The organism is Mucilaginibacter sp. OK098, assembly GCF_900142915.1.
Lineage (GTDB): Bacteria > Bacteroidota > Bacteroidia > Sphingobacteriales > Sphingobacteriaceae > Mucilaginibacter.
Map to the genome: position 1 here is coordinate 96,167 of NZ_FRCM01000003.1, position 23,258 is coordinate 119,424.

Consider the following 23,258-nt stretch of genomic DNA (forward strand, 5'->3'; position numbering starts at 1 on the left):
CATGAAATTTAAATTCAACCTATTATTAGCAGCCGCGGCCTTGTTGGTTTTTAGCTGTAACAACAAACAGCAGGATGCCGGCATAAGCATCAGCCCCGAGGCCGGCACTACCTACAAATCAGGCGATATAGTTGCTGTGAAAGCGCATTACCCGGCCGGATCAAAACCCGATTCTGTGGTTTACCTGCTCGATTCTATAAAGATCGGCTCGAAAAAAGATTCAACAGCGTTATCATTAAAAACTGATACCATTGCATTGGGCCCCCGGATAATAACAGCCAAAGTTTATAGTGGCGGCAAAAACCAGGATATCTCAACAAATATCATTCTGCTGCCGTCAAAAGCGCCCGAAGAATATACATTTAAAGTTGAAAAGGTTTTCCCGCATGACACAGGCAGCTATACCGAAGGTTTATTGTACCAGGATGGCTTTTTGTTTGAAAGCGGCGGTGGTTATTTAGATCCGCCGCCGGGTCAGGTAAAAGATCGCCAGTCGAGCTTAAGAAGGGTTGATTTAACTACGGGCAAGGTATTGCAAAAAACAATGGTTGACCCAAAAGTATTTGCAGAGGGGATCTCTATTGTTGGCGACAAGATCATCCAGCTAACCTATCATGAAAAAATAGCCAATATATATGATAAAACATCATTTAAACTGCTGAAAACAATTCCGTTTAATATAGGCGTTGAAGGCTGGGGAATGTGTTTTGATGGCAAAAAACTATATATGGATGATAGCACCAACAGGATCTTTTTCTTAGACAAAGATACCTATCGCCAAACCGGGTTTATTGATGTTTATGACGATAAGGGAGCGGTGAACGAAATAAACGAACTGGAATATATTGATGGTAAAATATATGCCAATGTCTGGAAAACCGATACCATTATAGCGATAGATCCTAAAACCGGTGCCGTTTTACAAAGGATAGATCTAAGCAGCCTGTATCCCGAAGGGAAACGGTCGCCAAGTGCCGATGTGTTAAACGGCATAGCCTACGATGCATCAACAAAAAGAATTTTTATAACCGGCAAAAAATGGCCGCACTTGTACCATGTTTCGTTCACTAAAAAGTAATAAAAGAGGCAAACTAAAACACTGCCAATAAACACAACGTTTATTATTTATGATAGCAGACGAAATAATTATAAAATATATTGGAGGCGCAACCGCGTTGTTTGAAGTTGCCGGATTAAGGTTTTTAACTGACCCGGCCTTTGACCCCAAAGATACCACATACGATACAGGTTTTTACGTGCTGCACAAATTATCAAACCCGGCAATAAACGCTGGTAGTCTAGGCAAAATTGATTTTGTGCTGCTTAGTCATGATCATCACTTTGATAACCTTGATCATGCGGGAAGGCAATTTTTATCGGCAGTGGATAAAGTATATACAACTCCACCGGGCGCTGAAAGGCTGGGCGGCAATGCCATCGGCATAAAAAACTGGGAAACCATTGAAGTGCCAACCAGGGACAACCGTATTTTACAAATAACCGGAACACCCTGCAGGCATGGACCTGTAAATGGTGACCGCGGACCTGTAACCGGATTTGTATTAAATTTTAAAGATGATACTGATGGCGCTGTTTACATAACCGGCGATACCGTTTGGTATGAAGGCGTTAAAGAAGTTGGCGAAAGATTTGATATAAAAACCGTTGTTCTTTTTATGGGCGCGGCTGTAGTAAAAAACGTTGGCGCAGCCCATTTAACCATGACGATTGATGAAGCAATTACAGCAGCAAAATATTTTGCTAAAGCCAAAATAGTTCCCCTGCATTTTGAGGGCTGGGAGCATTTTACTGAATCAAAAAATGAAATAGAAAAAGGCTTTGCCAATGCTGGGCTTTCAAACCGGCTAATGTGGGCGGAATAATTACCACAGTACTTTGTTGATTTTCGGACTTTTCCGACTCAAAAACCTATCTTTGCCCTATGAACATCCTGCTCCTCGGTTCGGGCGGAAGGGAAAGCGCCTTCGCCTGGAAATTATCCCAAAGTCCAAAATGCGAACAGCTTTTCATAGCGCCCGGCAATGCCGGTACCGGCCAGTATGGCACAAATCTGAATGTTAAAGTAACCGACTTTGAAGGTATTAAACAGGCTGTTTTAAATAATAAGGTTAACCTGGTTTTGGTTGGCCCCGAAGAACCGCTTGTTAAAGGCATTCATGATTTTTTCCTGGCCGATAACGAGTTGAAAGACATCCCGGTAATTGGCCCTCAACGCGAAGGTGCACAGCTTGAAGGCAGCAAAGATTTTTCCAAGCAGTTTATGGCTCGGAACAACATCCCCGCAGCAGCATCCAGAACCTTTACCCGCGATACCTTGCAGGAAGGCTTTGAATACCTAGCAACCATAGGCTTACCTATTGTATTAAAGGCTGACGGACTTGCAGCAGGAAAAGGTGTTTTGATCTGCTTAACCGTACAGGAAGCACAACAGGAACTAAAAGAAATGCTTACGGAGGCTAAATTTGGTGAGGCCAGTTCAAAAGTGGTGGTTGAACAATTTTTACAGGGGATTGAGCTATCGGTTTTTGTACTTACTGATGGCAATAATTACAAGGTATTACCATCTGCTAAAGATTATAAACGCATTGGTGAAGGCGATACCGGTTTAAATACCGGCGGTATGGGCTCTGTATCACCAGTGCCATTTGCAAATGAGGAATTTTTACAAAAGGTTGAGCAGCGGGTTATTATACCCACCATTAATGGCTTAAAACAAGAGGGCATTCCTTATAAAGGCTTTATATTTATCGGGCTGATGAACTGCGGCGGCGACCCTTATATGATAGAATATAACTGCCGCATGGGCGACCCGGAAACCGAGAGCGTAGTGATGCGCATAGAAACCGACCTGGTTGATCTGTTGCAGGGAGTTGCCGAAGGGAACCTTGATGAGAAAGAATTAATTATATCCAACAAAGTAGCTGCCACAGTAGTTATGGTTGCTGGCGGTTATCCCGGCGAGTATTTAAAAAACAAAACCATAACCGGCATTGAAAACGTCCGCGATTCGCAGGTATTTCATGCAGGCACTTACCTTGATGGCGAAGAGATAAAAACATCGGGCGGAAGAGTTTTGGCAATAACTTCTTTACAGGATGACATGTTTACAGCCCTGCAGCAAGCCACTGCCGACGCAAGCCGCATTTATTATGATGGCATGTATTTCAGGAAAGATATCGGATTTGATTTGTTGTAATCCAAAAGTTGGTAAAGTCAGTAAATACCATAGGTGCAATTACCGGTCTTTACCGACTTTCGGACTTTACTGACTTTCCGACTTTTCCAATTTCTACCAGATCCTTACTCTCTTATCCGGATCGAGCCACATTTTATCCCCTTTTTTAATGTGAAATGCTTTATAAAATTCGGGCACGTCAGTAACAGGGCCGTTTACCCTTAAAAATGCCGGGGCATGTACGTCTGTTAAGATCTGGTTAGCTAATACTTCATCCCGCTGATGGCCGAGCCAGCTTAAGGCATAGCCTAAAAAGTACCGCTGCATGGGTGTAAAGCCATTTATCTTTTTACCCTCTTTGTATTGCGTTGTTTTTTTAAACGCGTCAACACCTAAAACTATCCCGCCAAGGTCGGCAATATTTTCGCCAAGGGTGGCTTTGCCGTTTATGTGCAGGCTATCCAGCACCACGTAACCATTAAACTGGTTTACCAGCACCTGGGCACGCTGTGTGAATTTTATAGAATCCTGTGCGGTCCACCAGGTTTTTAAATTGCCTTTGGCATCAAACTGCCGGCCTTCATCATCAAAACCGTGGGTTATTTCGTGCCCAATAACTGATGCCGCCACATAGCCATAAGCCACTGCATCATCAACCTCATCGTCTTTTATTCCCGGAATAAGCAGTTGAGCTGCAGGTAAAGTGATCTCATTGTTTGATGGGCTGTAGCTGGCGTTGTAGGTTTGCGGTGTCATGCTCCACTCCTTGTGGTTTACCGGCTTGCCCAGTTTATTTATATTCACCAGGTAGCCCCAATGCCTGGCCTGCATCACATTGCCGGCATAAGATTCGCGGCTAATATTCAACCTCGAAAAGTCCTTCCATTCGTCCGGGTAGCCAACTTTTGGGTGGATGGCATTTAGTTTGACAAGCGCTTTTTGTTTAGTTTCGGCACTCATCCAGTCCAGTTTTTGAATATGCTCGCGGTAAGCCTGCCTTATGGCCTCAACCATAGCCACATAGCGCACTTTGCTTTTTTCGGGGAAATATTCTTTTACAAACAGCTGGCCCAGCAACTCGCCCATTATGCCGTTTTCGGTATCAAGTACCCGTTTCCATCGCGGCAGCTGCTCTTTTTGGCCACGTAAAACTTTTCCCGAGAAACGGAAGCTTTCATCAGCCACTGCATTGTTTAAATAGGGGGCGTATGAAGTGATCAATTTTAACCGCAGGTAAGCCTTCCAGTCATCGGCAGAAAAGGTTTTTAAAGCCTTATTTACTGCCCTGTAATATTCCGGCTGCCCTACAATTACAGAATCGACAGGTTTAAGCTCTAATGTTTTAAAAAGGGTCGTCCAGTTAATACATGGTGTCAAGTTGCTTAACTGAGCAATGGTTATTTTGTTATAGTTATGATAAGGATCGCGCAGGTCTTCCAGTTTGCGGCTGCTATCAGCCAAAAACTTTTCAATGGTATAGGCGCTTTTTGCACCAGTCAATGCTTTTTGCTCATCCCAGCCGGATAATTTAAACATTGCGGGCAAATACTTGTCTGTATAATTGGCGCGGATGCGGGTAGTACGGGCATCTGTTTTAAAATAATAATCGCGGTTAGGCAGGCCCAAGCCGGTTTGCCCCAGCTGCACCATCATTTTCGAGCTGTTTTTATCATCCTGTCCTACCCGCATGCCTAAAATATTACGTGTGCCGGTGGTGGTTAATATAGCAGCGGCGTTCAAAATGTCCTGCGCATTTTCAGCCTTATCAATTAAGTTTAATTGCTCCTGCAATGGTGAGATTCCCGCCTTTTCAATGCCGGTACTATCTAAACCGCTATAATAAAAATCACCTATTTTTTGGGTGGATGTACCTTTAGCCGCATTAGCTTTTAAGGCATCTTCATTGATCTTTTTGAGGCGATCACGGATCTCTTCCGTTACCACGTTCCCAATACCCCAGCTTGAATAGGCAGGCGGGATAGGGTTCTGTTTTATCCAGGTGCCATTAGCGTATAAAAAGAAATTTTCGCCGGGACTAACTGACGAATCAAGGTTTTTATGGATCGGGTCGTTGGGTTTATCGATCAATATTTTGGCTTGCCAGGCACACAGCGCGAATGCTGTCAATGCCGCTATATAAATAACAGGTTTAGTAGTTATTATTTTCATGAGAGGATCAGTTAGCTATTAACAAATGTAGTAAAAAGAGAGATAAGAGGCTAGGGATCAGAGATTAGTTTTGGAAAGGTGGTTAGAGATTAGTTATAAAATGCAAAGAGGTGCAAAATTTGCACCTCTAAAAAATACCTTTTTAGAACCCCCTCCTTTGGAGAGGGCAGGGTGAGGCGTTACCAGATCTTCACCCGTTTATCCAGATCAAGCCACATTTTATCGCCCTTTTTAATATGGAAGGCTTCATAAAATTCAGGTACATCGGTAAACGGCCCGTTCACCCGCATAAAGCCCGGGGCATGTTCATTGGTAAGGATCTGGCTTGAAAGCGCTTCTTTCCGTTCCTGCCCAAGCCAGCCCAATGAGTAACCCAAAAAGAACCGTTGCACAGGCGTTAACCCGTTTATTGATTTTCCCTCTTTATACTGATCGGTTTTCTTGAAAGCATCGAGGCCGATAACTATTCCACCAAGGTCGGCAATGTTTTCGCCTTGTGTAGCTTTCCCGTTTACATGCAAGCCATAAATGCTGTAGCCGTTAAACTGGTTGATAAGCATTTGGGCGCGTTGGGTAAACTTAACAGAGTCTTGAGGCTGCCACCATTCTTTAAGATTGCCTTTAGCATCAAACTGGCGGCCTTCATCATCAAAGCCATGCGTCATTTCGTGGCCTATGGTTGATGCTGCTGCATAGCCATAAACTACGGCGTCATCAACATCCTCATCCTTTACACCCGGAATAAGGAACTGCGCAGCCGGCAATACGATCTCGTTATTTGACGGATTATAATAAGCGTTATAAGTTTGCGGTGTAATCCCCCATTCGGTACGGTCAACCGGTTTGCCTAATTTATTTGCTTCGTACCGGTGCCAAAAGGTATTAGCGCGCATTACGTTTAAAGCATATGGCCCGCGGTCAATGGTCAGGGTTGAAAAATCTTTCCAGTGATCGGGATATCCTACCTTCGGATTAACTTTTGCCAGCTTACCATAAGCCTTTTCTTTGGTTGCCTGGCTCATCCAGTCAAGTTTTTCAATATGTTCTTTAAAGCTGGTGCGCATGGCTTCAACCAGGTTTACATAACGTTCCTTGGTTTTTTCAGGGAAATATTCTTTTACAAAAATTTGCCCTAATACTTCGCCCATTAAACCGTTCTCGGTATCTAATACGCGTTTCCAGCGGGGCAGTTGCTCTTTATTGCCGGATAGAACAGTTCCATAAAACCTGAAGTTCTCGCTATCGAACGGTTTGCTCAGGTATGATCCGTATGAGATTACCAGGTTTTTGCGCAGGTAGTTTTTCCAGTCGGCAATGCTATAAGTGCTTAGCGCTTTATTTAATGCCCTGTAATACTCCGGCTGTCCAACTATAACTGTATCGACATTCTTATAGTCCATTTTTTCAAATGTTCCCTTCCAGTCAATTGTCGGTGTAAGTTTGCTAAGGCCGGCTAAAGGCATTTTATTATAGTTGTGATAAGGATCGCGCAGGTCTTCCAGTTTGCGGGAGCTATCAGCCAAAAACTTTTCAAGTTCATAGGTCTTTTTGCTTGCAGCAATTGCTTCATCCGAGCTTAATCCTGATAACTTGAAAATGATAGGTAAATGTTTTTGCTGATAATCGGTCCTTATCTCAACGCTATGCGCATCGGTATTAAAATAATAATCGCGACTTGGCAGGCCTATGCCTCCCTGAGAAAGCTGCAGCAAGTTTTTATTGCTATTTTTTGCGTCCTGGCCAACGCCGGCGGCTATCGGAGTTTCAACCCCTATGGTTTGCAGGTGCGCAAACTCATCAACAAGGCCTTTAACATCCTTTACCTGGTCAATTTTATCTATTTCGGGTTTAAGCGGGTCTAATCCTTGTTTTTCAATATTAATGGTATCAAGTCCGCTAAAATAAAAGTCACCAATTTTTTGGGTGTTACTACCTTTTGCGGCGTTTGCGGTTAAAGCTTCCTCATTGATCTTTTTTAAACGATCCCTTAATTCTTCCTCAACCACATTCCCGATCCCCCATGACGCGTAAGCTGCCGGGATAGGATTTTTTTTAAGCCAGCCGTTATTAGCATATTTAAAAAAATCGTCACCAGGTTTAACCGTGGTGTCCAGATCTTTAAATATCACATCATTATCGGCATAGTTTTTTGTTTTGTTATTACAGGCGCATATAAATAATGTGCCGATGATACTTGCCATTATGGCCAGCATCGCTAATTTTTTATTCATCAGTTTTATTTTAATGTAGATAATATAATACAACAGGTGTATGAAATATCAGACAAGATATTTCAAAAATTAGAATTTTATGCATTCTGACCAAAATTCAAAACAAAGAAACATCAAAAAAAAGCATATTTTAATGCTGAACTCACCAATTAGCTTGCTTAGAACAACAAACAAGGTAACATTTACGTTACGTTTCGCTGATATTTTATGACTAAAGAAATGTTGAATTTCAGTTTGGCCCAAAGTTTCTTGTGACTATATGCTATAAAACCAACAGTTAAATTTGTTAACCAGTTAAAAATCAACTCCTAAATAGTTACGCTACCTTCTTAAAATAAATTTAAGACATAACCTTTGCTTTTTATGCGGACTACGGCCTTTGCCAAAAAATAAAAATTTATGGCTTAACATTTGTATAGAAGTGAACAGCCCTGCATACAATCTGTGAAAAACGATAAAACATCTACCTATAGAAAAACTTTGTTTTTGAATTCTCAGACGCCCAAGCTGAGGTTTTTTTGTTCTTTGTTTTGGGTTTAATCAATAGTTTAAATTAATTAGGGGAAAGGGAGCTTCAAAAAAGCTCTCTTTTTTTTGTATATATTTTTTACTATGCATGCATAACATTATTTTTGACGACCGAATTATATAAAGATGTATTTTGAATTAACCGAAGAACAAAAAATGATCCGCCAGGCAGCGCGTGATTTTGCGCAGACCGAACTTAAGCCTGGTGTAATAGAACGCGACGAACACCAGAAATTTCCGGCAGAGCAGGTGAAAATGCTTGGCGAGCTTGGCTTTTTAGGAATGATGGTTTCACCTGAGTATGGAGGCAGCGGCATGGATGCTATTTCATACGTGCTGGCTATGGAGGAACTATCGAAGATTGATGCTTCCACATCCGTAGTGGTTTCGGTTAACAATTCACTGGTGTGTTATGGGCTGGAAAAATATGGTAATGAGGTACAAAAGCAAAAATTCCTGGTGCCATTGGCTAACGGTCAAAAAATAGGCGCTTTTTGCTTATCAGAGCCCGAGGCCGGTTCAGACGCTACCTCACAAAGAACCACCGCGGTTGATATGGGCGACCATTACCTGCTTAACGGGGTAAAAAACTGGATCACCAACGGCAGTACCGCATCAACCTATTTGGTTATAGCACAAACAGATGCTGCTAAAAAACACAATGGCATTAATGCTTTGATTGTTGAACGCGGCGTGGAGGGGTTTGAAGTAGGTACCAAAGAAAATAAGCTGGGGATCCGTGGCTCTGATACGCACTCATTGATGTTTACTGATGTTAAAGTTCCGAAAGAGAACAGGATTGGTGATGACGGGTTCGGGTTTAAGTTTGCTATGAACACTTTGGAAGGCGGTCGCATTGGCATTGCCGCACAGGCTTTGGGCATTGCATCAGGCGCTTATGAATTAGCGCTAAGTTATTCAAAGGAGCGAAAAGCTTTTGGAAAAACCATTGCCGACTTGCAGGCCACCCAGTTTAAGCTGGCCGATATGGCTACAGAAATTGAAGCCGCCCGTTTACTGTGCCTTAAAGCTGCATGGTTAAAAGACCAGGGATTACCATATGCTCAAGCCAGCTCGATGGCAAAATTATACGCAAGCGAAGTGGCTATGCGTACTACTATTGAAGCGGTGCAAATTCATGGCGGCTATGGTTTTGTAAAGGAATACCATGTGGAGCGTTTAATGCGCGATGCAAAAATAACCCAGATCTATGAGGGAACTTCCGAAATTCAAAGAATTGTGATATCAAGGGAGGTATTGAAATAGCTGTCAGATAAGGATCTATTAGTGGTTATTTCAGAAATGCTGCGAAAACAGGATCAGCAGGCGGAAATATTAAAGGAGACCAACGAAACCCTCAAAAATTTCGTGGATATTTCCGTTCAACAATTTCAGCAACAGCAAAAATTTAATGAGCATTTTTTAGGCCGGCTGGATCAGGTAAAGGAGCAATTTTCAATCAATTTTGAACGGCAGAATGCGTTCAATGAGCGAACTATAGCCCAGGCTGACAAACAAAACGAGTTCAATGAGCGCTTTCTAAGCAAGCTGGATGAAATCGTTAAAAAGCCTTAATGCTGAAAAAGTAAAATAATTACTTAGCATTCACAGTTTTCTTCCGTCCAATTATAGGAGATTTCCTCAAATTCAAAGAATTGTCATATCAAGAGAGGTGCTGAAATAATTTAATAAAAATTTGATAGGTTTGGGTATGCTATTAAAATCACGACTCATCCTATCAATTTTATTAACATTTTCAATATTAAGCACAGCATCTGCCCAGGTCAAGCTAAAAACAGGGATTTGGCGCGGAATACTAAAAAACGAAAGCAAGCATGAGCTGCCTTTTAATTTTGAAGTAAGCAATGTTGCCGGTCATCAGCAAATAGCCATTATAAATGGCGCCGAGCATTATAAAGTACCCGATGTAACAACCAAAGGCGATTCTGTTTTTGTAAAAATGCCTCTGTTTGACTCTGAATTCAGGCTAAAGCTAGTGGACGCTAACCTTAGCGGGAACTGGATCAGGCACCTGGGCGACCATGATTCTGCTTTACCATTTAGCGCAGCCCCAAATACTTCATGGCGGTTTTTAAAAGATCCGCAGAAACCTGCATTTAATGTAACCGGCAGGTGGGCTGCTGTTTTTGGCGAAGGCACCGATGGCCGCGACGAACTTGTTGGTGAATTTAAACAAACCGGCAATAAACTAACCGGGACATTTTTAAGTACAACCGGCGATTACCGCTACCTGGAAGGTTCGGTATCAGGCGACAGGCTTTATCTTTCGTGCTTTGATGGCTGCCATGCCTTTTTATTTACGGCCAAAATTACCAGCGATAAAGTAATTACCGATGGTGAAAATTACTCAGGTTATTCAGCCTTTACAAAATGGACAGCCATAAAAAACGCCAATGCCAAATTGCCCGATGCCTATTCACTAACCGCATTGAAACCGGGCTTTAAAAAAATCGCTTTTACCTTTCCTGATATTAACGGACATAAAGTTTCGCTAAGCGATGCGCGTTTTAAGAATAAGGTTGTTATTGTACAGATCTTAGGGTCATGGTGCCCTAACTGTATGGACGAAACCAACTTTATTATCAACAGCGGTTATTACAAAAAATATCATGCAAAAGGTGTTGAGGTAATTGGTCTGGCATATGAACGTACCGCTGATTTTAAAAAATCGCAAAAAACACTGGCGCAACTAAACGATCATTTCAAGATCCCCTACCCTTTACTGATAACAGGCTTTACCCCCTCCAAAGGCGACCCAATGAAAAGCCTGCCTGCACTGGCCGATTTTAAAGGCTTCCCCACTACCATTATAATTGATAAAAAGGGAAATGTTCGCAAGATCCACACCGGCTTTAACGGCCCGGGAACAGGCGAGCATTACACAGAATTTGTTGTTGAGTTTGATAAGCTTACGGAAGATCTGCTGGCAGAGAAAGGTTGATGTGCAGATTTCGGATGTGCACATGTGTGGATATGCAGATGTGCGGATGATAAAACTAAATCCGCACATCCGTAATTTGCACATCCGCACATCAATTCTTACTCATCAGTCTTGAATGGTTTTGAGTATTGCGGCCTTATCATTTTCCATATTATTTTATCAACCGGCTTATCATCAAGCAGCGCAAATAATACTGCCGGGTATTTTTGAGATTGAAAATACATGGCGGTTTCTCTACGGTTTGTGTGGATACCGGCATCTAATTGCTGAAATGAGCTTTTACTATCTGCCAATATCTCACTATACTGACCCTTTAAGCCCTCAATGGTTTTTTTAACCCATTCATAGAACTCGTCGGGTACTTTTTCCAGCAGGTCTTCGAATGAGCGATCTTCTGATAAATGCTCCCATATTACCAGGTTCGAAACGCCGGTTACAATGCGGTGCAGCCGCAGGTATTCGGCAAGCTTTATTTTTACCCGAAGGCCGCTTTTAAATTTTATTACAAAGCCTTCCTTGCTGGCGTCGTCAAAAGATTTTAGAGCCTTAAAATCATTAATGCCATCATACTTTTTTACAAGCGGAAAACCAATCGCCGACAATGGCAAATCTGCACCCGTCTTATTGTCGATAACCGCCAATAGCACCAAATCATCAATATTACCGTAGTCAACTACAATCCTGTTATCTGGATAAACAATCTCAAATAAATAAGTGGCGGCCCTGTTTATCTTAGTAAAAGTACCGGCATATTTATTTTTCAGTATTTCAGTTGCATGTGCCGCCTGGCTGCTGATAAAACTGCCCCGGGTTGCTATAAAAGGTTCATCATTCAGCCAGTACAGAACGCCAAGGGAGCCATCCATTTTCTCATACACCTCAAACGGCTCATCCGGAATTTGTTCAGCCGGCAACTCGTCCAAATTAAAGAACTTCATAAACGGCTTTGCAACAATATTAAAACTCGCATCAAGTATCAGTCCACGGCATTGCAGGGTTACCTCGTTCCAGGTATTGCTGTATTGTGCTTTGGCGGTGTAATTGTAAATAAACAAATCGGCAAGTGGATGCTTCTGAACAGATACATATCGTTCATCAATCATCTGCCGAAGTAGTTCATTATTCATAAATATCCAACATCATTCATACATCATCTAATTTCTTCATTCGCACATCCGAAATCCGCACATCACCCCCTCTCCTCCCACACCATGCACAAGTGCAAAATAGTTTCAACGGCTTTTTGCATGTCCTGTACCGATACCCATTCCTGTTTGCTGTGGAAGGCGTGTTCGCCTGCAAAAATATTGGGGCAGAGCAGGCCCATAAATGAAAGACGCGAGCCATCTGTACCGCCGCGGATGCTGCAAAGTTTTGCATCAAGGCCAGCCCGTTTCATAGCCTCCATGCCATATTCAACTATCCGCGGGTGTTTATCCAGCATGCTTTTCATGTTGCGGTATTGTGGTTTTACCTGCAGCTCATAAGTTGATGAAGGAAAGTTCTTCAATACCCCATCGGTTATTTTACGGACCACGTTGGCGTGTTCGGTAAGTTTATCATCATCAAAATCGCGGATTATAAAATCAATGCTTGCCGTTTCCACGTGCCCTTCTATAGCCACCGGATGTACAAAGCCTTGCTTATCTTCCGTTCCCTCCGGCGATAATTCAAAAGGCAGGGCGGCAATTATTAGCCCCGCAATTTTTATGGCGCTTTCCATTTTTCCTTTCGCAAAGCCGGGATGCGAGCTTAGTCCGTTTATAACCAGCTTTGCCCCATCTGCCGAAAATGTTTCATTCTCCATGTTGCCTGCACTTTCGCCATCCATGGTATAACCGGCATAGGCCCCAAGCTTTTTTATATCAACCTTATCGACACCGCGGCCAATCTCTTCATCAGGCGTAAACAGAATTCTGACCTTGCCATGTTTTATTTCAGGATGATTGATCATCTGGTAACAGGCATCCATAATTTCGGCTACACCGGCTTTATTATCGGCGCCAAGCAAGGTTGTACCACTGGCCGTAACCACGTCGTTTCCCAGCTGGTTTTTCAAATCAGGATAATCTTTTAGTTTTATTATTTGTAACGGATCATCCGGCAAAATAAGATCCGCCCCCTGGTAATTTTTGTGAACGATGGGTTTTACACCTGTGCCGCTACAATCGGGCGCGGTATCCATGTGCGAGCAAAAACAGATAACCGGCACATCCTCCTTATCAGTATTTGACGGTATAGTAGCATATACATAACCAAATTCATCTAAATGAGCATCCGTTACACCCATTTCCAGCAATTCATTCACCAGCACACGCCCCAGGTCTTTTTGTTTTTCTGTTGATGGGATAGATTCAGAAGCCGGATCAGACTGTGTATCGATAGTTACGTATTTTAAAAATCTGTCGGCAACTGTGAAATGGAGGGGGTAATTAAAAATCATAGTGCACAAAGGTGCAGATATTATTTTATTATGATTAAATCATCATCCGGAATGATCCACTGCTTACTACCCGCATCGGTGCAATAGTAGAAATTCATATCATAATTTGATTGCAAATAAAGGCTATCAACTATAAATGGCGCAGTTGAACCCCGAAGCTTAACGTTGCTATCCATTTTTACTTTTGTTCCATTAGGGATACGCCTTAAATCTGAAGATTTCTTACACCCTACTATAGACAATAAGGTTAAAGTAGAAATTAATATCCATTTCATCGGTTCAATTGTTGTATTTGCTTCAACACCATTAAGGTTTACGTTGAAACAAACGATCTAAAGAATAGGTGCTATTAAAAATTTATCAAATCGGATACCTGTAAGATATCTTGCTATATTATTACATAACAAAAACAATACCTTTAAATTACAAAACAATGCCGAATTGTGGAAAACTAATAATTTATCAAAAACCAAATATAACATTATGTAATTCAATATGTTACAATTTGAGAAAAAATAAAAAAAATTATTTATCCTTCTAAAACAATAAGTTATCAACAATTACCGACTGGGGAAAGATTGAGACAATATGTGCAAATTATTTCTCATATATGATTATATATGCCTTATAAATATGCTATTACGCACAGACGCCCGATTTCTCAACAACTCACACGGCATAAAGCTTTCATATAACAATTTTGCGCTGTTAAATTTATCAAACAGCTTATTCTATATAGGTGATCTAAAAGCATCATTTAACTTTTTTTGAATTCTTAAATGCACACTAGCATATAGAGTTATAGACACTGTGTTAATAAAAACAGAGGCATTTTGTTTAAAATAAACATTTCATTTGCCAATAGACGCTTTTAATCAACATCAACTATTAGGATAATCAACTATAATACAAGCATTTGAACCTTGCTCCTTAATGTAATTAGTTAAACAAGCAGGGGGGCTGAATTATGGATAAGTGCCTGTATAAAATAATTCATATCAGCTAATATGGCTCTAAAAAATCAATCTGCATTGCGAATATTATTTACACCGTTGTTACTTAGAAAATAAGTTTATCGAACATTTATTTGAAGCTTATCGTTTAAACAATCAAGATGATTAATCTTACAACTTGACTTTGAAAAATTTTATTATATTTTTTGTTGCAGTAATTGCAACTGTTGGGGCAAAAGCACAGGCCGGTTATAATTATTACCAATTTGGTGTAGGAGGAGGGGCAAGCTATATGCGCGGTTACACTAACATTCCGCGACAGGATAGTAAAATTGGCTTTAACGCAAATCTTATTTACAATTACAACCCTTATTTACCAATCGAGCTTGAACTTCAAAAAGGCCAGTTATCCGGCGGTGGCTTAACTGTTGATAAAGATATGTTTGGCCGCCAGTATACCAATAATTTTTTGGCAGTTTATCTGCATGCCGATGTGCACCTGGGCTCATTTATTGATTATGGAAATGGCTGGTTTTTAAATGTTGTAAAAAACTTTTACCTCGGTTCAGGCGTCGGATTACTTAGAAACAACAATACAGTACAGCGAACGAATGTAATTGTTGCAAACGGACCATTGTTCTATGTTTTCCCGGGAAAAGATAAAAGCACCAATATATCTATCCCATTAAGGGTTGGTTATGAATTTAAGATCTTTGATTCATATGATGAGCCTGGCTGGGCCATTGATGTTGGCTACGTTCATAATATTGTTTTTGGCGAGGGGCTGGACGGGTATGACGACCCAACCTCGAAATTTAAAAACAATGCCGTTAACCAATACCGGCAGATCACCATTGGCTTTAAGTACTTTTTTGGCACAACAGTGGCATACAACAAATTGGTTAAAGAATACGGGTTTTAAGATGAATATTGAAGAACTTCGCGATTATTGCCTGCAAAAACCAGCAGTTACTGAAGGATTACCTTTTGGCGAGGATACACTGGTTTTTAAAGTTGGCGACAAGTTGTTTTTACTTACCGGCATCCAGGCAGGAAACCGTTTTAATGTAAAATGCGACCCTGAGCTGGCAATTGAGCTAAGAGAGCAATATACCGAAGTACAGCCCGGCTACCATATGAATAAAAAACTGTGGAACACGGTTTATATGGATGGCTCGCTAACCACCAAACAGCTGCACCAAATGATAGATCACTCCTACGACCTGGTATTTAAAGGCTTACCCAAAAAGCTGCAGGAAGAAATTATTTCCGGTAACCAATAAGATACATTTTTATTGAGTCGCGCTAATTATATTTGTCAAAAGCCCTTTTCATGAAAACACTTTTATCAGCATTGCTTACCTGTTTTATTTTTTTTAGTGCCAAAGCCCAGTTAACTCCGTTTGAATTAAGTAAGGATAAAAATTATACCGCAACTTATAACGAAGTGATTGCTTATTATCAAAAACTTGCTGCGGCAAACCCGCAGATGAAGTTGTTTAACTATGGTACAACAGATATTGGCAAACCTTTAACACTGGTTGTGTTATCGCGCGATAAGGTTTTTGATCCGGCATTGATAAAAAGACAAAATAAAAGAGTACTGCTAATAAATAACGGCATTCATCCCGGCGAGCCGGAAGGTATTGATGCCAGTATGATGTTTGCCCGCGATCTGCTTAAAAAAAATGCACTGCCAAAAAATGTGGTGATCTGCATGATTGCTCTTTATAATATTGACGGCAACATGAACCGCGGACTAAGCCGGGTTAGCCAGAACGGACCGCGTGCTTATGGCTTTAGGGGTAATTACCGCAACCTTGACCTTAACCGTGATTTTATTAAAGCGGATAGCCGCAATGCGCTGGCTTTTGAGCAAATAGTAAATACCTGGAAGCCCGAAGTATTTTTAGATAACCACACCAGCGATGGGGCCGACTATCAATATGTAATGACGCTGATCGAGACTCAAAAAGAAAAGCAAAACCCAATTCTGGCTAATTATACTTCCAAAACATTAACGTCCGAACTTTATAAAAGAATGAAAAAAGGCGGTTATGAGATGATCCCTTATGGCGCGGGTGAAAGAGGCCTTCCGGATTCGGGCATTGTGAGCTTTTTGGAAACACCTAGGTTTGCAACAGGATACACGGCTCAGCGCAACATTATCAGCTATATTACCGAAACCCATATGCTGAAATCATTCGATAAAAGGGTTTATGCTACGTATGATTTTGAGCAGCACCTGGTTGATATTTTTGAACGCGACGCCAAACTGATAGGCAAGCTGAAGCAAAAAGCTGATGAGCAGGTGATCAATCAAAAAACCTTTGCTTTGGATTGGGATGTTGATATGAATAAGGTTGATACCATAACTTTTAAAGGATATGCAGCATTATATAAACCAAGTGATATAAGTGGCTTAAAACGCTTGTATTATGACAGGAACCAGCCTTATACAAAAACTGTAAGGTATTGGAACAGCTATAAAGCAACCGACTCAGTAAATAAGCCGCTTGCCTACATTATTCCGCAGGCCTGGGGCAAAATAATCGACCTCTTTAAACTGAACAGTGTTGCCATGCATCGCTTAACGCATGATACTACCATAGCTTTGCAGATGTATTATATTGAGGATTATAAAACCCCGCAAAAACCTTTTGAAGGCCATTACCTGCACAGCAATGTAAAACTAAACCCGGTTGATACGAGGGTTAAATTTTACGAGGGCGATTACGTGGTATATACCAACCAGCCCCTTAACCGTTATATTGTGGAAACGCTGGAGCCACAGGGTGTTGATTCATTTTTTGCCTGGAACTTTTTCGATTCGGTTTTAGGAGAGAAGGAATATTTCAGTAATTATGTATTTGAAGATAAAGCTGCTGACATGCTGAAAACAGACCCCGATCTAAAGAAAAAACTGGAAGATGCAAAAGCAAAGGACCCTAAGCTGGCTAGCAGTGCCGGGGCACAATTAAACTTTATATACCGCAACTCTATCTATTTCGAAAAAACATATCTTCGCTATCCTGTTGGCCGGTTGCTGACAGATACTAAACTCGACCTGAAATGATGGATCTTTTAATGGCGTCTCCTGTGGCGTCAGTTATATTTGCTTTTACTATACTAACTTCCCTTTGGGCGTTTTCAAATGATAACGTTTATGCCCAAATGATCCTGCACCCTTATAGTGTAGCGCGGGGGCAAAGACGTTATACCGTAATTACCAGCGGCTTTATCCATAACGACTGGATGCACCTGTTCTTCAACATGCTATCCTACTATTTCTTTGCCTTTGATTTAGAAAAAGCCTTAGGGCACTGGCAATTTGCTTTGCTATACTTTGTGAGCCTTATATTAAGCGATCTGCCAACGGTATATAAGCATAGAAATGATGAATGGTACCACAGCCTGGGCGCATCAGGAGCAGTAAGCGCGGTTATATTTAGCGCTATTTTGTTTAACCCGCTTGGCAAAATGATGATACTGCCTTTGCCTTTTGGCATCCCAGCCGTATTATTCGGGGTGATCTACCTGTTTTATTGCAATTACGCTTCCAAATATTCAAGAGACAACATTAACCATGATGCTCACCTTTTTGGCGCATTAAGCGGGCTGCTGATAACTATTGCATTAAACCCGCACATTGTAAACTTCTTTATACAGCAAGTTAGCGGGGGAGTTCAATCGCTGATTCACTGATCAGGCTGCCATCGGGATTAAACAAAAAGCTCATGGGTTGTTCGGGGTTTTTAATGATCTCTAAAAGCAGGAAGCCCCAGTTTTTCCAGAAGCTTTCCAGCACCTGGCCGTAGATCTTGTTCAGCCAATCGTCAAACATTGGCTTGCTACTCATACCGCGCAGGGGCATGGCTTCTATAAAAATTTCATCGCCCACCGGTAGTACATTATATTCAGGCAGGCGGTTAAACAGGTAAGCTGAATAAAATACCCTTCCGCAAAACTCCTCGAACTGGATGGGATGAAGCAGCTGATCCTTTATTTTATCATATACCTCCTGGTGATATATAGCATTGGCGCCATTATCCTGTAAACAAATGATCAGACCAAAATCGCGGATACGGAGCGAAAAGGTAAGCGTATTGATCTCATCTCGATAGCCAAACTCAACCGGATTATTATCAACCTTAAAAAGAAAGATGCTGTAGGGCTTAAAGTCTTCAAAAGTAATTGGCAGGTTAAGGCTTTGCAGCATTAAATGCAGGTTATTGAACTTGTGAATGATAGATTGCGAAATATTAAACTCCTCGCCTTTTGAATGCTGTAATTTTATCCCGCTCTGTACCTCGTTAAAGATCAGTCCGTAAAGCATTTTGCCTGCCCATTGAAAAAGCTTCAGCTCGTCAAGCTCTTTTATAGCGTTGTAACCAATTTCAAAGGCAGCGGCTATTTCTGTTTCCAGGGGTTCAAGATAGGCTTCGTTTACATTTGCAGCGCAAGGGATCTTGATATCCTTGTAGGTAGCCATGCTTTCATCAAGCATTTTAAAGGCCTTATCTTCCAGCTGGTACCGGCTCATCAGCCATTGCGGAAATACCTGGATCTTTTCCTCTTCTGAAGAAAGCACCTGACCGGTTAAAAAGCAATTGCGGTTACCGAATTTAAAAGATTCAAAAGGATGATAAATTTCCTGGGCCATGGCGCAAAGATAAGCATCAAATCCAACCGGAAAATTTTAGCTTTGAATTTAACATGAAGCTGACTTACCAACCCTTCGAACTGCTGCTGAAGCGCACCTTTACCATCGCCAAATTTTCGCGAACCTCTACCCCTGTAATGCTGATCCAAATTGAGCATGAAGGCAAAACCGGTTACGGTGAAGCATCAATGGTGCCCTATATGGGCGAAAGCTTTGAAACAGCAACTGACTTTTTAAGCAAGGTTGATGTTACTCAATTTCAATACCCTTTTAATTTTGAAACCATAATAGCCTACCTTGATAGTATTGCACCCGGCAACCCTGCCATTAAAGCCGGGATAGATATTGCCCTGCACGATCTTGATGGCAAGCTGCAAAACAAACCCTGCTGGCAATTGCTTGGTTCCGATCCGTTAAAAATGCCGGCAACCAGCTTTACCATTGGTATTGATACGCCCGAAGTGATCATCCAAAAAGTAAAGGAAGCGCCCGACTGTAAAATTATAAAAGTAAAGCTTGGCCGGGATAGCGACCGGGAGCTGATAAAAACCATCCGCTCTGTAACAGACAAACCCCTGTTTGTTGATGCTAACCAAGGCTGGACAGACCTGGAACAAAGCCTTGACCTGATCTACTGGTTGCATGAGCAGGGTGTTTTATTGATAGAGCAGCCTATGTTAAAAACCGATCTCTACAGCAATGCCTGGCTAACTGAGCGCAGCCCTATCCCTTTAATTGGTGATGAAGCTGTACAGCGTTTGGCTGATGTTGAAAAAGCGAAAGGTGTTTACCACGGTATTAATATCAAGCTGATGAAATCTGCCGGGATGTATGAAGCCCATCAAATGATCTTGAAGGCAAAAGAGCTGGGTTTAAAGCTGATGATAGGCTGCATGAGTGAAACCAGCTGCGCCACCCTTGCCGGCATAGCCCTTGCCCCCCAATGCGATTGGGCCGATCTTGACGGTCCATTTTTAACCAGTAATAATCCTTATAAGATGCCGGAGTTTGTGGGAGAAAAATGGGTGCTGGGGAATGATGCGGGATTGGGAATTAAAATTTAATTACACGAATTTGATGCCCTTGTTGGAGTTGTCTCCAACAAGCAGCATGAAGCCATGCATATACAAAAATCAGTAGGACAAGCCGTGCAAAATGGCACAAACCATAGACATTGCGTTTTGTTGGAGACAACTCCAACAAAGGCGTAAAAAAGACTTATTAGAGAAAACTCTTTATAAAAGAGAAAGGCGTTGATCACTTTTAAAAGTGGTCAACGCCTTTCTCCCAAATTCGTAAAATTCGATCTAATCCGTACCTATTGCTTATCACTCAGCATTATCGGATTCCCGCCCTTGCCGCCAATTATAATAACCTTGGTATTGGGCGATAATGCAATTTCTTTTTGAGCTTTAATGCTTTCGTACATCAGTTGCTTATCAGATAATCCAGTCGACAGGATTTTTTGGTAATCGGCAATACCTTGTGCTTCCACACGTTTACGGTCGGCTTCCTGGCGTTCTTTTTGCAAAACGAACTGCATTTTTTGTGCTTCCTGCTCCGCCTGGATCTTTGATTCAATACTTGCGCGAACAGTAGCCGGCAGGGTTATGTTACGCACCAGGATCTGCTGTACCGACAAGCCGTTTTTAGCGAAATTCTCGGTGATTGATTTGTTAATCTTAAACTGGAACTCTTCTCGTTTGGTGGAGTAAAGATCAACAGCCACATAATTTACTGCATTATCGCGGATGGCGGTGCGGGTAACCGGGCGAACGATCTTATCCTCGTAATTTACGCCAATGTTTTGATAGATGTATGGTGCCTTTACAGGGATCACCTTATAAAGCACGGAAAGATCAATGGTAACCTCCAACCCGTCTGACGAAAGTACCCGGATGGCATCATCGCCAGCAACCTGGCCTTCGCCGGTTTTGGCGCTCATGGTATAGTTTTCTGTCTGGATGCTGAACGTGGTAACATCAACCAATGGGTCAATGATGTGTAAACCACTTTCCAGCACGCCATCCTGCACCTTGCCAAAAAGTGTTTGCACACCAACTTTACCGGGGTCGATTATTTTTACTGTCGATAAAAGCACCCCTACCAGGATAACTAAAACTGCTATTTTGTTAATAGTACCGGCAAAGCGGCTGCCGGGTTCGGGTGAGCGCTTGAGCACTATGCCCACAACGAGCATAATGACACCTAATATTGCGATAAACATAGTTTGAGGGTTAAGGGTTTTTTTGAGCGTTTTTTACTTCTTTCAGAAGCCTCACCTTAAGCACTATAAATATAGCAATAATAAACACTGCACCTGCTAAAAACACATAATTGGCTTTCTCAATCCCGTAGGTATATCCTGTAATTAAACATATAAATATGCATATGTTATACAGTACATTTAAAAACATTTTTTTGCCCATAACCTAATAAACATTAATGGTAGGGTCAATTTGATCAGCCCAGGCTAGTATACCGCCTTGCAGGTTATATAAATTGGTGTAACCATGTTGCTCCAGCTGCATTATAGCTGCTGCGCTGCGTTTACCGCTGCGGCACATTACCACTACCGGCTTATCTTTTTCTACCTTCTCGGCTTCAATTAAAATGCCGCTTAAAGGTATTGACAATCCACCCAGGTTGCTCATCTCGTACTCAAAGTCTTCCCTTACATCAATTAACTGAAAATCCTCACCTTTATCCTTTTTGTCTTTTAGTTCCTGTACGCTAATTTCTTTCATGTTGATTATAATAATCGTCAAAGGTAATTGTTATCATTCAAATATTTAGGTCTGAAGTTTGTAACATTCAATGCCCTAAAGCGTTTCATATATGTTTACACACTGATAATAATATTGATGAAGAATATTACACGCTTTTTCTGGTTCTGTTCAGGAGCCCATATAGGTACTTTAAAAAAATATCCCCTTGAGCATAATAAATACGTAGGCATTGGCGCCACCATATTTTTTACAGCTGTATTTGCCTCATTATCCGGTGGATATGCCATGTATTTTGTTTTTGCGGGTAACCCTTTCGCCGTTGTTTTTGCCATTTTATTTGGCCTGTTATGGGGCACTGCCATTTTTAATATGGACAGGTATATCGTATCAAGCATTGACAAACAGGGCACAACAAACCAGCAGATCATCCAGGCATCGCCCCGGATCTTACTGGCTATAATGATAGGGATAGTAATATCGCGGCCATTGGAACTAAAGATCTTTGATAAGGAGATCCGCCAGAAATTAAAAACTGCCTACTTAAAGGGCCAGCATAGAAAGATTGACACCCTTACCAAAACTTATACTGATAAGTACGCCATGGAGCTGGGTAAAAACAAAGACCTGAAAAAAGAAAAAGATTCGCTTGAACGGGATATTAACAGGTCGCGAGAACAGCTAAATCAGGAAGTATTTGGCGACAAAACCGACCAAACATCGGGCATCATCGGCTATGGTACCTATGCTAAAGGAAAACAGGCCGTATTGCAGGAAAAAGAAGATCGCCTGAAAACCGTTACCGAAAACCAGGCAAAAATGGACGATTACCTGAGCGCACGAAAAAACTATGAGGGCGTAAACGATATCCGCCTGTTTAGCGAGCACCAGCTTGACAGCCTTTCGAATGTCGCCGGTTTTAGCGACCGTAACTGGGCACTTGGACAGCTGTCATATAACGAAAATGGCACACGCGACCTGGACACCTTTCTAGCCGAATCATTTATCAGCTGGCTATTTGTTTTGTTTGAATGTTTGCCTGTATTTGTGAAGCTGATGTCGCCAAAAGGAGCTTATGATATAGCTGTTTCAAAGATCTCGGAGGCGGATGAATACTATGCTGAGCGGGATAAAGAACGGCATATAGAGGTAACCAAAAATGTTTACGATCATAGGTTAGAACGTGATATTGATAAAGAGAAAAAGATAATCTCGGCACAATCTGATTACGATATTGAGCGGCATAGTTACGATTAGGATGTAAAAGTTGTAGTTGTTGTAAGGGTTGAAAACGTTGTAGAATGTATCAATTATTTTACCTCTTTAACGTTTACAACAACTACAACCTTTACAATTTTATTACCTCTTCTCCTTATTAAATAGTAAT

At 41.6% G+C, this 23,258-nt stretch carries 21 protein-coding genes; 12 read left to right on the forward strand and 9 right to left on the reverse strand.

Annotation, left to right across the window (positions count from 1 at the left end; genetic code table 11):
• Position 1 precedes the first annotated feature (1 nt).
• Genes BUE31_RS10780 through purD form a run of 3 tightly spaced genes read left to right on the forward strand, consistent with a single transcriptional unit; the run spans position 2 to position 3,217 of the window.
• Positions 2-1,078, forward strand: a complete 1,077-nt coding sequence (locus BUE31_RS10780) for a glutaminyl-peptide cyclotransferase (RefSeq protein ID WP_073403318.1) — start codon at positions 2-4, stop codon at positions 1,076-1,078.
• Positions 1,079-1,127: 49 nt separating this feature from the next.
• Positions 1,128-1,883, forward strand: a complete 756-nt coding sequence (locus BUE31_RS10785) for an MBL fold metallo-hydrolase (RefSeq protein ID WP_073403320.1) — start codon at positions 1,128-1,130, stop codon at positions 1,881-1,883.
• A 59-nt stretch (positions 1,884-1,942) separates the two neighbouring features.
• Entirely contained in the window at positions 1,943-3,217 is a 1,275-nt protein-coding gene (purD, locus tag BUE31_RS10790) for a phosphoribosylamine--glycine ligase (RefSeq protein WP_073403322.1), read from the forward strand.
• A gap of 93 nt (positions 3,218-3,310) precedes the next feature.
• Here the strand turns inward: purD and BUE31_RS10795 are convergent, their stop codons facing one another.
• Together BUE31_RS10795 and BUE31_RS10800 are read right to left on the reverse strand one after the other, a co-directional pair.
• Positions 3,311-5,365: a M13 family metallopeptidase gene (locus BUE31_RS10795; protein ID WP_073403324.1), complete on the reverse strand. Its 2,055-nt coding sequence runs from the start codon at positions 5,363-5,365 to the stop codon at positions 3,311-3,313.
• 179 nt (positions 5,366-5,544) lie between these two features.
• Positions 5,545-7,596: a M13 family metallopeptidase gene (locus BUE31_RS10800; protein ID WP_073404223.1), complete on the reverse strand. Its 2,052-nt coding sequence runs from the start codon at positions 7,594-7,596 to the stop codon at positions 5,545-5,547.
• Between the two features lie 654 nt (positions 7,597-8,250).
• On the opposite strand from BUE31_RS10800, the gene BUE31_RS10805 reads away from it, so the two are divergent.
• The 3 genes from BUE31_RS10805 to BUE31_RS10815 all read left to right on the forward strand — a co-directional run bounded on the left by BUE31_RS10805 (position 8,251) and on the right by BUE31_RS10815 (position 11,086).
• Positions 8,251-9,390: an acyl-CoA dehydrogenase gene (locus BUE31_RS10805; RefSeq protein WP_073403326.1), complete on the forward strand. Its 1,140-nt coding sequence runs from the start codon at positions 8,251-8,253 to the stop codon at positions 9,388-9,390.
• A 36-nt stretch (positions 9,391-9,426) separates the two neighbouring features.
• Positions 9,427-9,699, forward strand: coding sequence for a hypothetical protein (locus BUE31_RS10810; protein ID WP_143167090.1), 273 nt, complete (start codon positions 9,427-9,429; stop codon positions 9,697-9,699).
• 136 nt (positions 9,700-9,835) lie between these two features.
• Positions 9,836-11,086 (forward strand): peroxiredoxin family protein, encoded by a 1,251-nt coding sequence (locus BUE31_RS10815; protein WP_073403330.1) that lies wholly within the window; start codon positions 9,836-9,838, stop codon positions 11,084-11,086.
• Between the two features lie 98 nt (positions 11,087-11,184).
• Here the strand turns inward: BUE31_RS10815 and BUE31_RS10820 are convergent, their stop codons facing one another.
• The 3 genes from BUE31_RS10820 to BUE31_RS10830 all read right to left on the reverse strand — a co-directional run bounded on the left by BUE31_RS10820 (position 11,185) and on the right by BUE31_RS10830 (position 13,804).
• Positions 11,185-12,213: an RNA ligase gene (locus BUE31_RS10820; protein ID WP_083619683.1), complete on the reverse strand. Its 1,029-nt coding sequence runs from the start codon at positions 12,211-12,213 to the stop codon at positions 11,185-11,187.
• A gap of 62 nt (positions 12,214-12,275) precedes the next feature.
• Positions 12,276-13,529: a peptidase T gene (pepT, locus tag BUE31_RS10825; protein WP_073403334.1), complete on the reverse strand. Its 1,254-nt coding sequence runs from the start codon at positions 13,527-13,529 to the stop codon at positions 12,276-12,278.
• A 20-nt stretch (positions 13,530-13,549) separates the two neighbouring features.
• The gene (locus BUE31_RS10830; RefSeq protein WP_073403336.1) at positions 13,550-13,804 is read right to left on the reverse strand and encodes a hypothetical protein; all 255 of its coding nucleotides are present in this window, start codon (positions 13,802-13,804) and stop codon (positions 13,550-13,552) included.
• A gap of 862 nt (positions 13,805-14,666) precedes the next feature.
• On the opposite strand from BUE31_RS10830, the gene BUE31_RS10835 reads away from it, so the two are divergent.
• From BUE31_RS10835 to BUE31_RS10850, 4 genes are read left to right on the forward strand one after another with little or no spacing between them, the layout of a single operon-like run.
• Positions 14,667-15,404, forward strand: coding sequence for a porin family protein (locus BUE31_RS10835; protein WP_073403338.1), 738 nt, complete (start codon positions 14,667-14,669; stop codon positions 15,402-15,404).
• Position 15,405: 1 nt separating this feature from the next.
• On the forward strand, positions 15,406-15,765 hold the full coding sequence (locus BUE31_RS10840; protein WP_073403340.1) for an MmcQ/YjbR family DNA-binding protein: 360 nt from the start codon (positions 15,406-15,408) through the stop codon (positions 15,763-15,765).
• Between the two features lie 50 nt (positions 15,766-15,815).
• Positions 15,816-17,558: a M14 family zinc carboxypeptidase gene (locus BUE31_RS10845; protein ID WP_073403343.1), complete on the forward strand. Its 1,743-nt coding sequence runs from the start codon at positions 15,816-15,818 to the stop codon at positions 17,556-17,558.
• Positions 17,555-18,187 carry a rhomboid family intramembrane serine protease gene (locus BUE31_RS10850; RefSeq protein WP_073403345.1) on the forward strand — a complete coding sequence of 211 codons (633 nt, stop codon included), beginning with the start codon at positions 17,555-17,557 and terminating at the stop codon, positions 18,185-18,187. The genes BUE31_RS10845 and BUE31_RS10850 overlap by 4 nt, the downstream gene beginning before the upstream one ends.
• On the opposite strand, the gene BUE31_RS10855 is transcribed toward BUE31_RS10850, so the two are convergent.
• On the reverse strand, positions 18,156-19,145 hold the full coding sequence (locus BUE31_RS10855; protein ID WP_073403347.1) for a hypothetical protein: 990 nt from the start codon (positions 19,143-19,145) through the stop codon (positions 18,156-18,158). The genes BUE31_RS10850 and BUE31_RS10855 overlap by 32 nt on opposite strands.
• A gap of 53 nt (positions 19,146-19,198) precedes the next feature.
• Here BUE31_RS10855 and BUE31_RS10860 point away from each other — a divergent pair, with 53 nt between their 5' ends.
• Positions 19,199-20,209: a dipeptide epimerase gene (locus BUE31_RS10860; protein ID WP_073403349.1), complete on the forward strand. Its 1,011-nt coding sequence runs from the start codon at positions 19,199-19,201 to the stop codon at positions 20,207-20,209.
• A 254-nt stretch (positions 20,210-20,463) separates the two neighbouring features.
• On the opposite strand, the gene BUE31_RS10865 is transcribed toward BUE31_RS10860, so the two are convergent.
• The 3 genes from BUE31_RS10865 to BUE31_RS10875 are packed head-to-tail and all read right to left on the reverse strand — an operon-like array spanning position 20,464 to position 21,892.
• A complete protein-coding gene (locus tag BUE31_RS10865; RefSeq protein WP_073403351.1) occupies positions 20,464-21,372 on the reverse strand; it encodes a prohibitin family protein in 909 nt (302 codons plus the stop codon).
• A 10-nt stretch (positions 21,373-21,382) separates the two neighbouring features.
• Positions 21,383-21,574 (reverse strand): DUF6358 family protein, encoded by a 192-nt coding sequence (locus BUE31_RS31680; protein ID WP_073403353.1) that lies wholly within the window; start codon positions 21,572-21,574, stop codon positions 21,383-21,385.
• 3 nt (positions 21,575-21,577) lie between these two features.
• A complete protein-coding gene (locus tag BUE31_RS10875) occupies positions 21,578-21,892 on the reverse strand; it encodes a rhodanese-like domain-containing protein (RefSeq protein ID WP_073403355.1) in 315 nt (104 codons plus the stop codon).
• Positions 21,893-22,009: 117 nt separating this feature from the next.
• On the opposite strand from BUE31_RS10875, the gene BUE31_RS10880 reads away from it, so the two are divergent.
• Positions 22,010-23,128, forward strand: a complete 1,119-nt coding sequence (locus tag BUE31_RS10880) for a DUF4407 domain-containing protein (RefSeq protein WP_073403357.1) — start codon at positions 22,010-22,012, stop codon at positions 23,126-23,128.
• Positions 23,129-23,258: the final 130 nt, after the last annotated feature.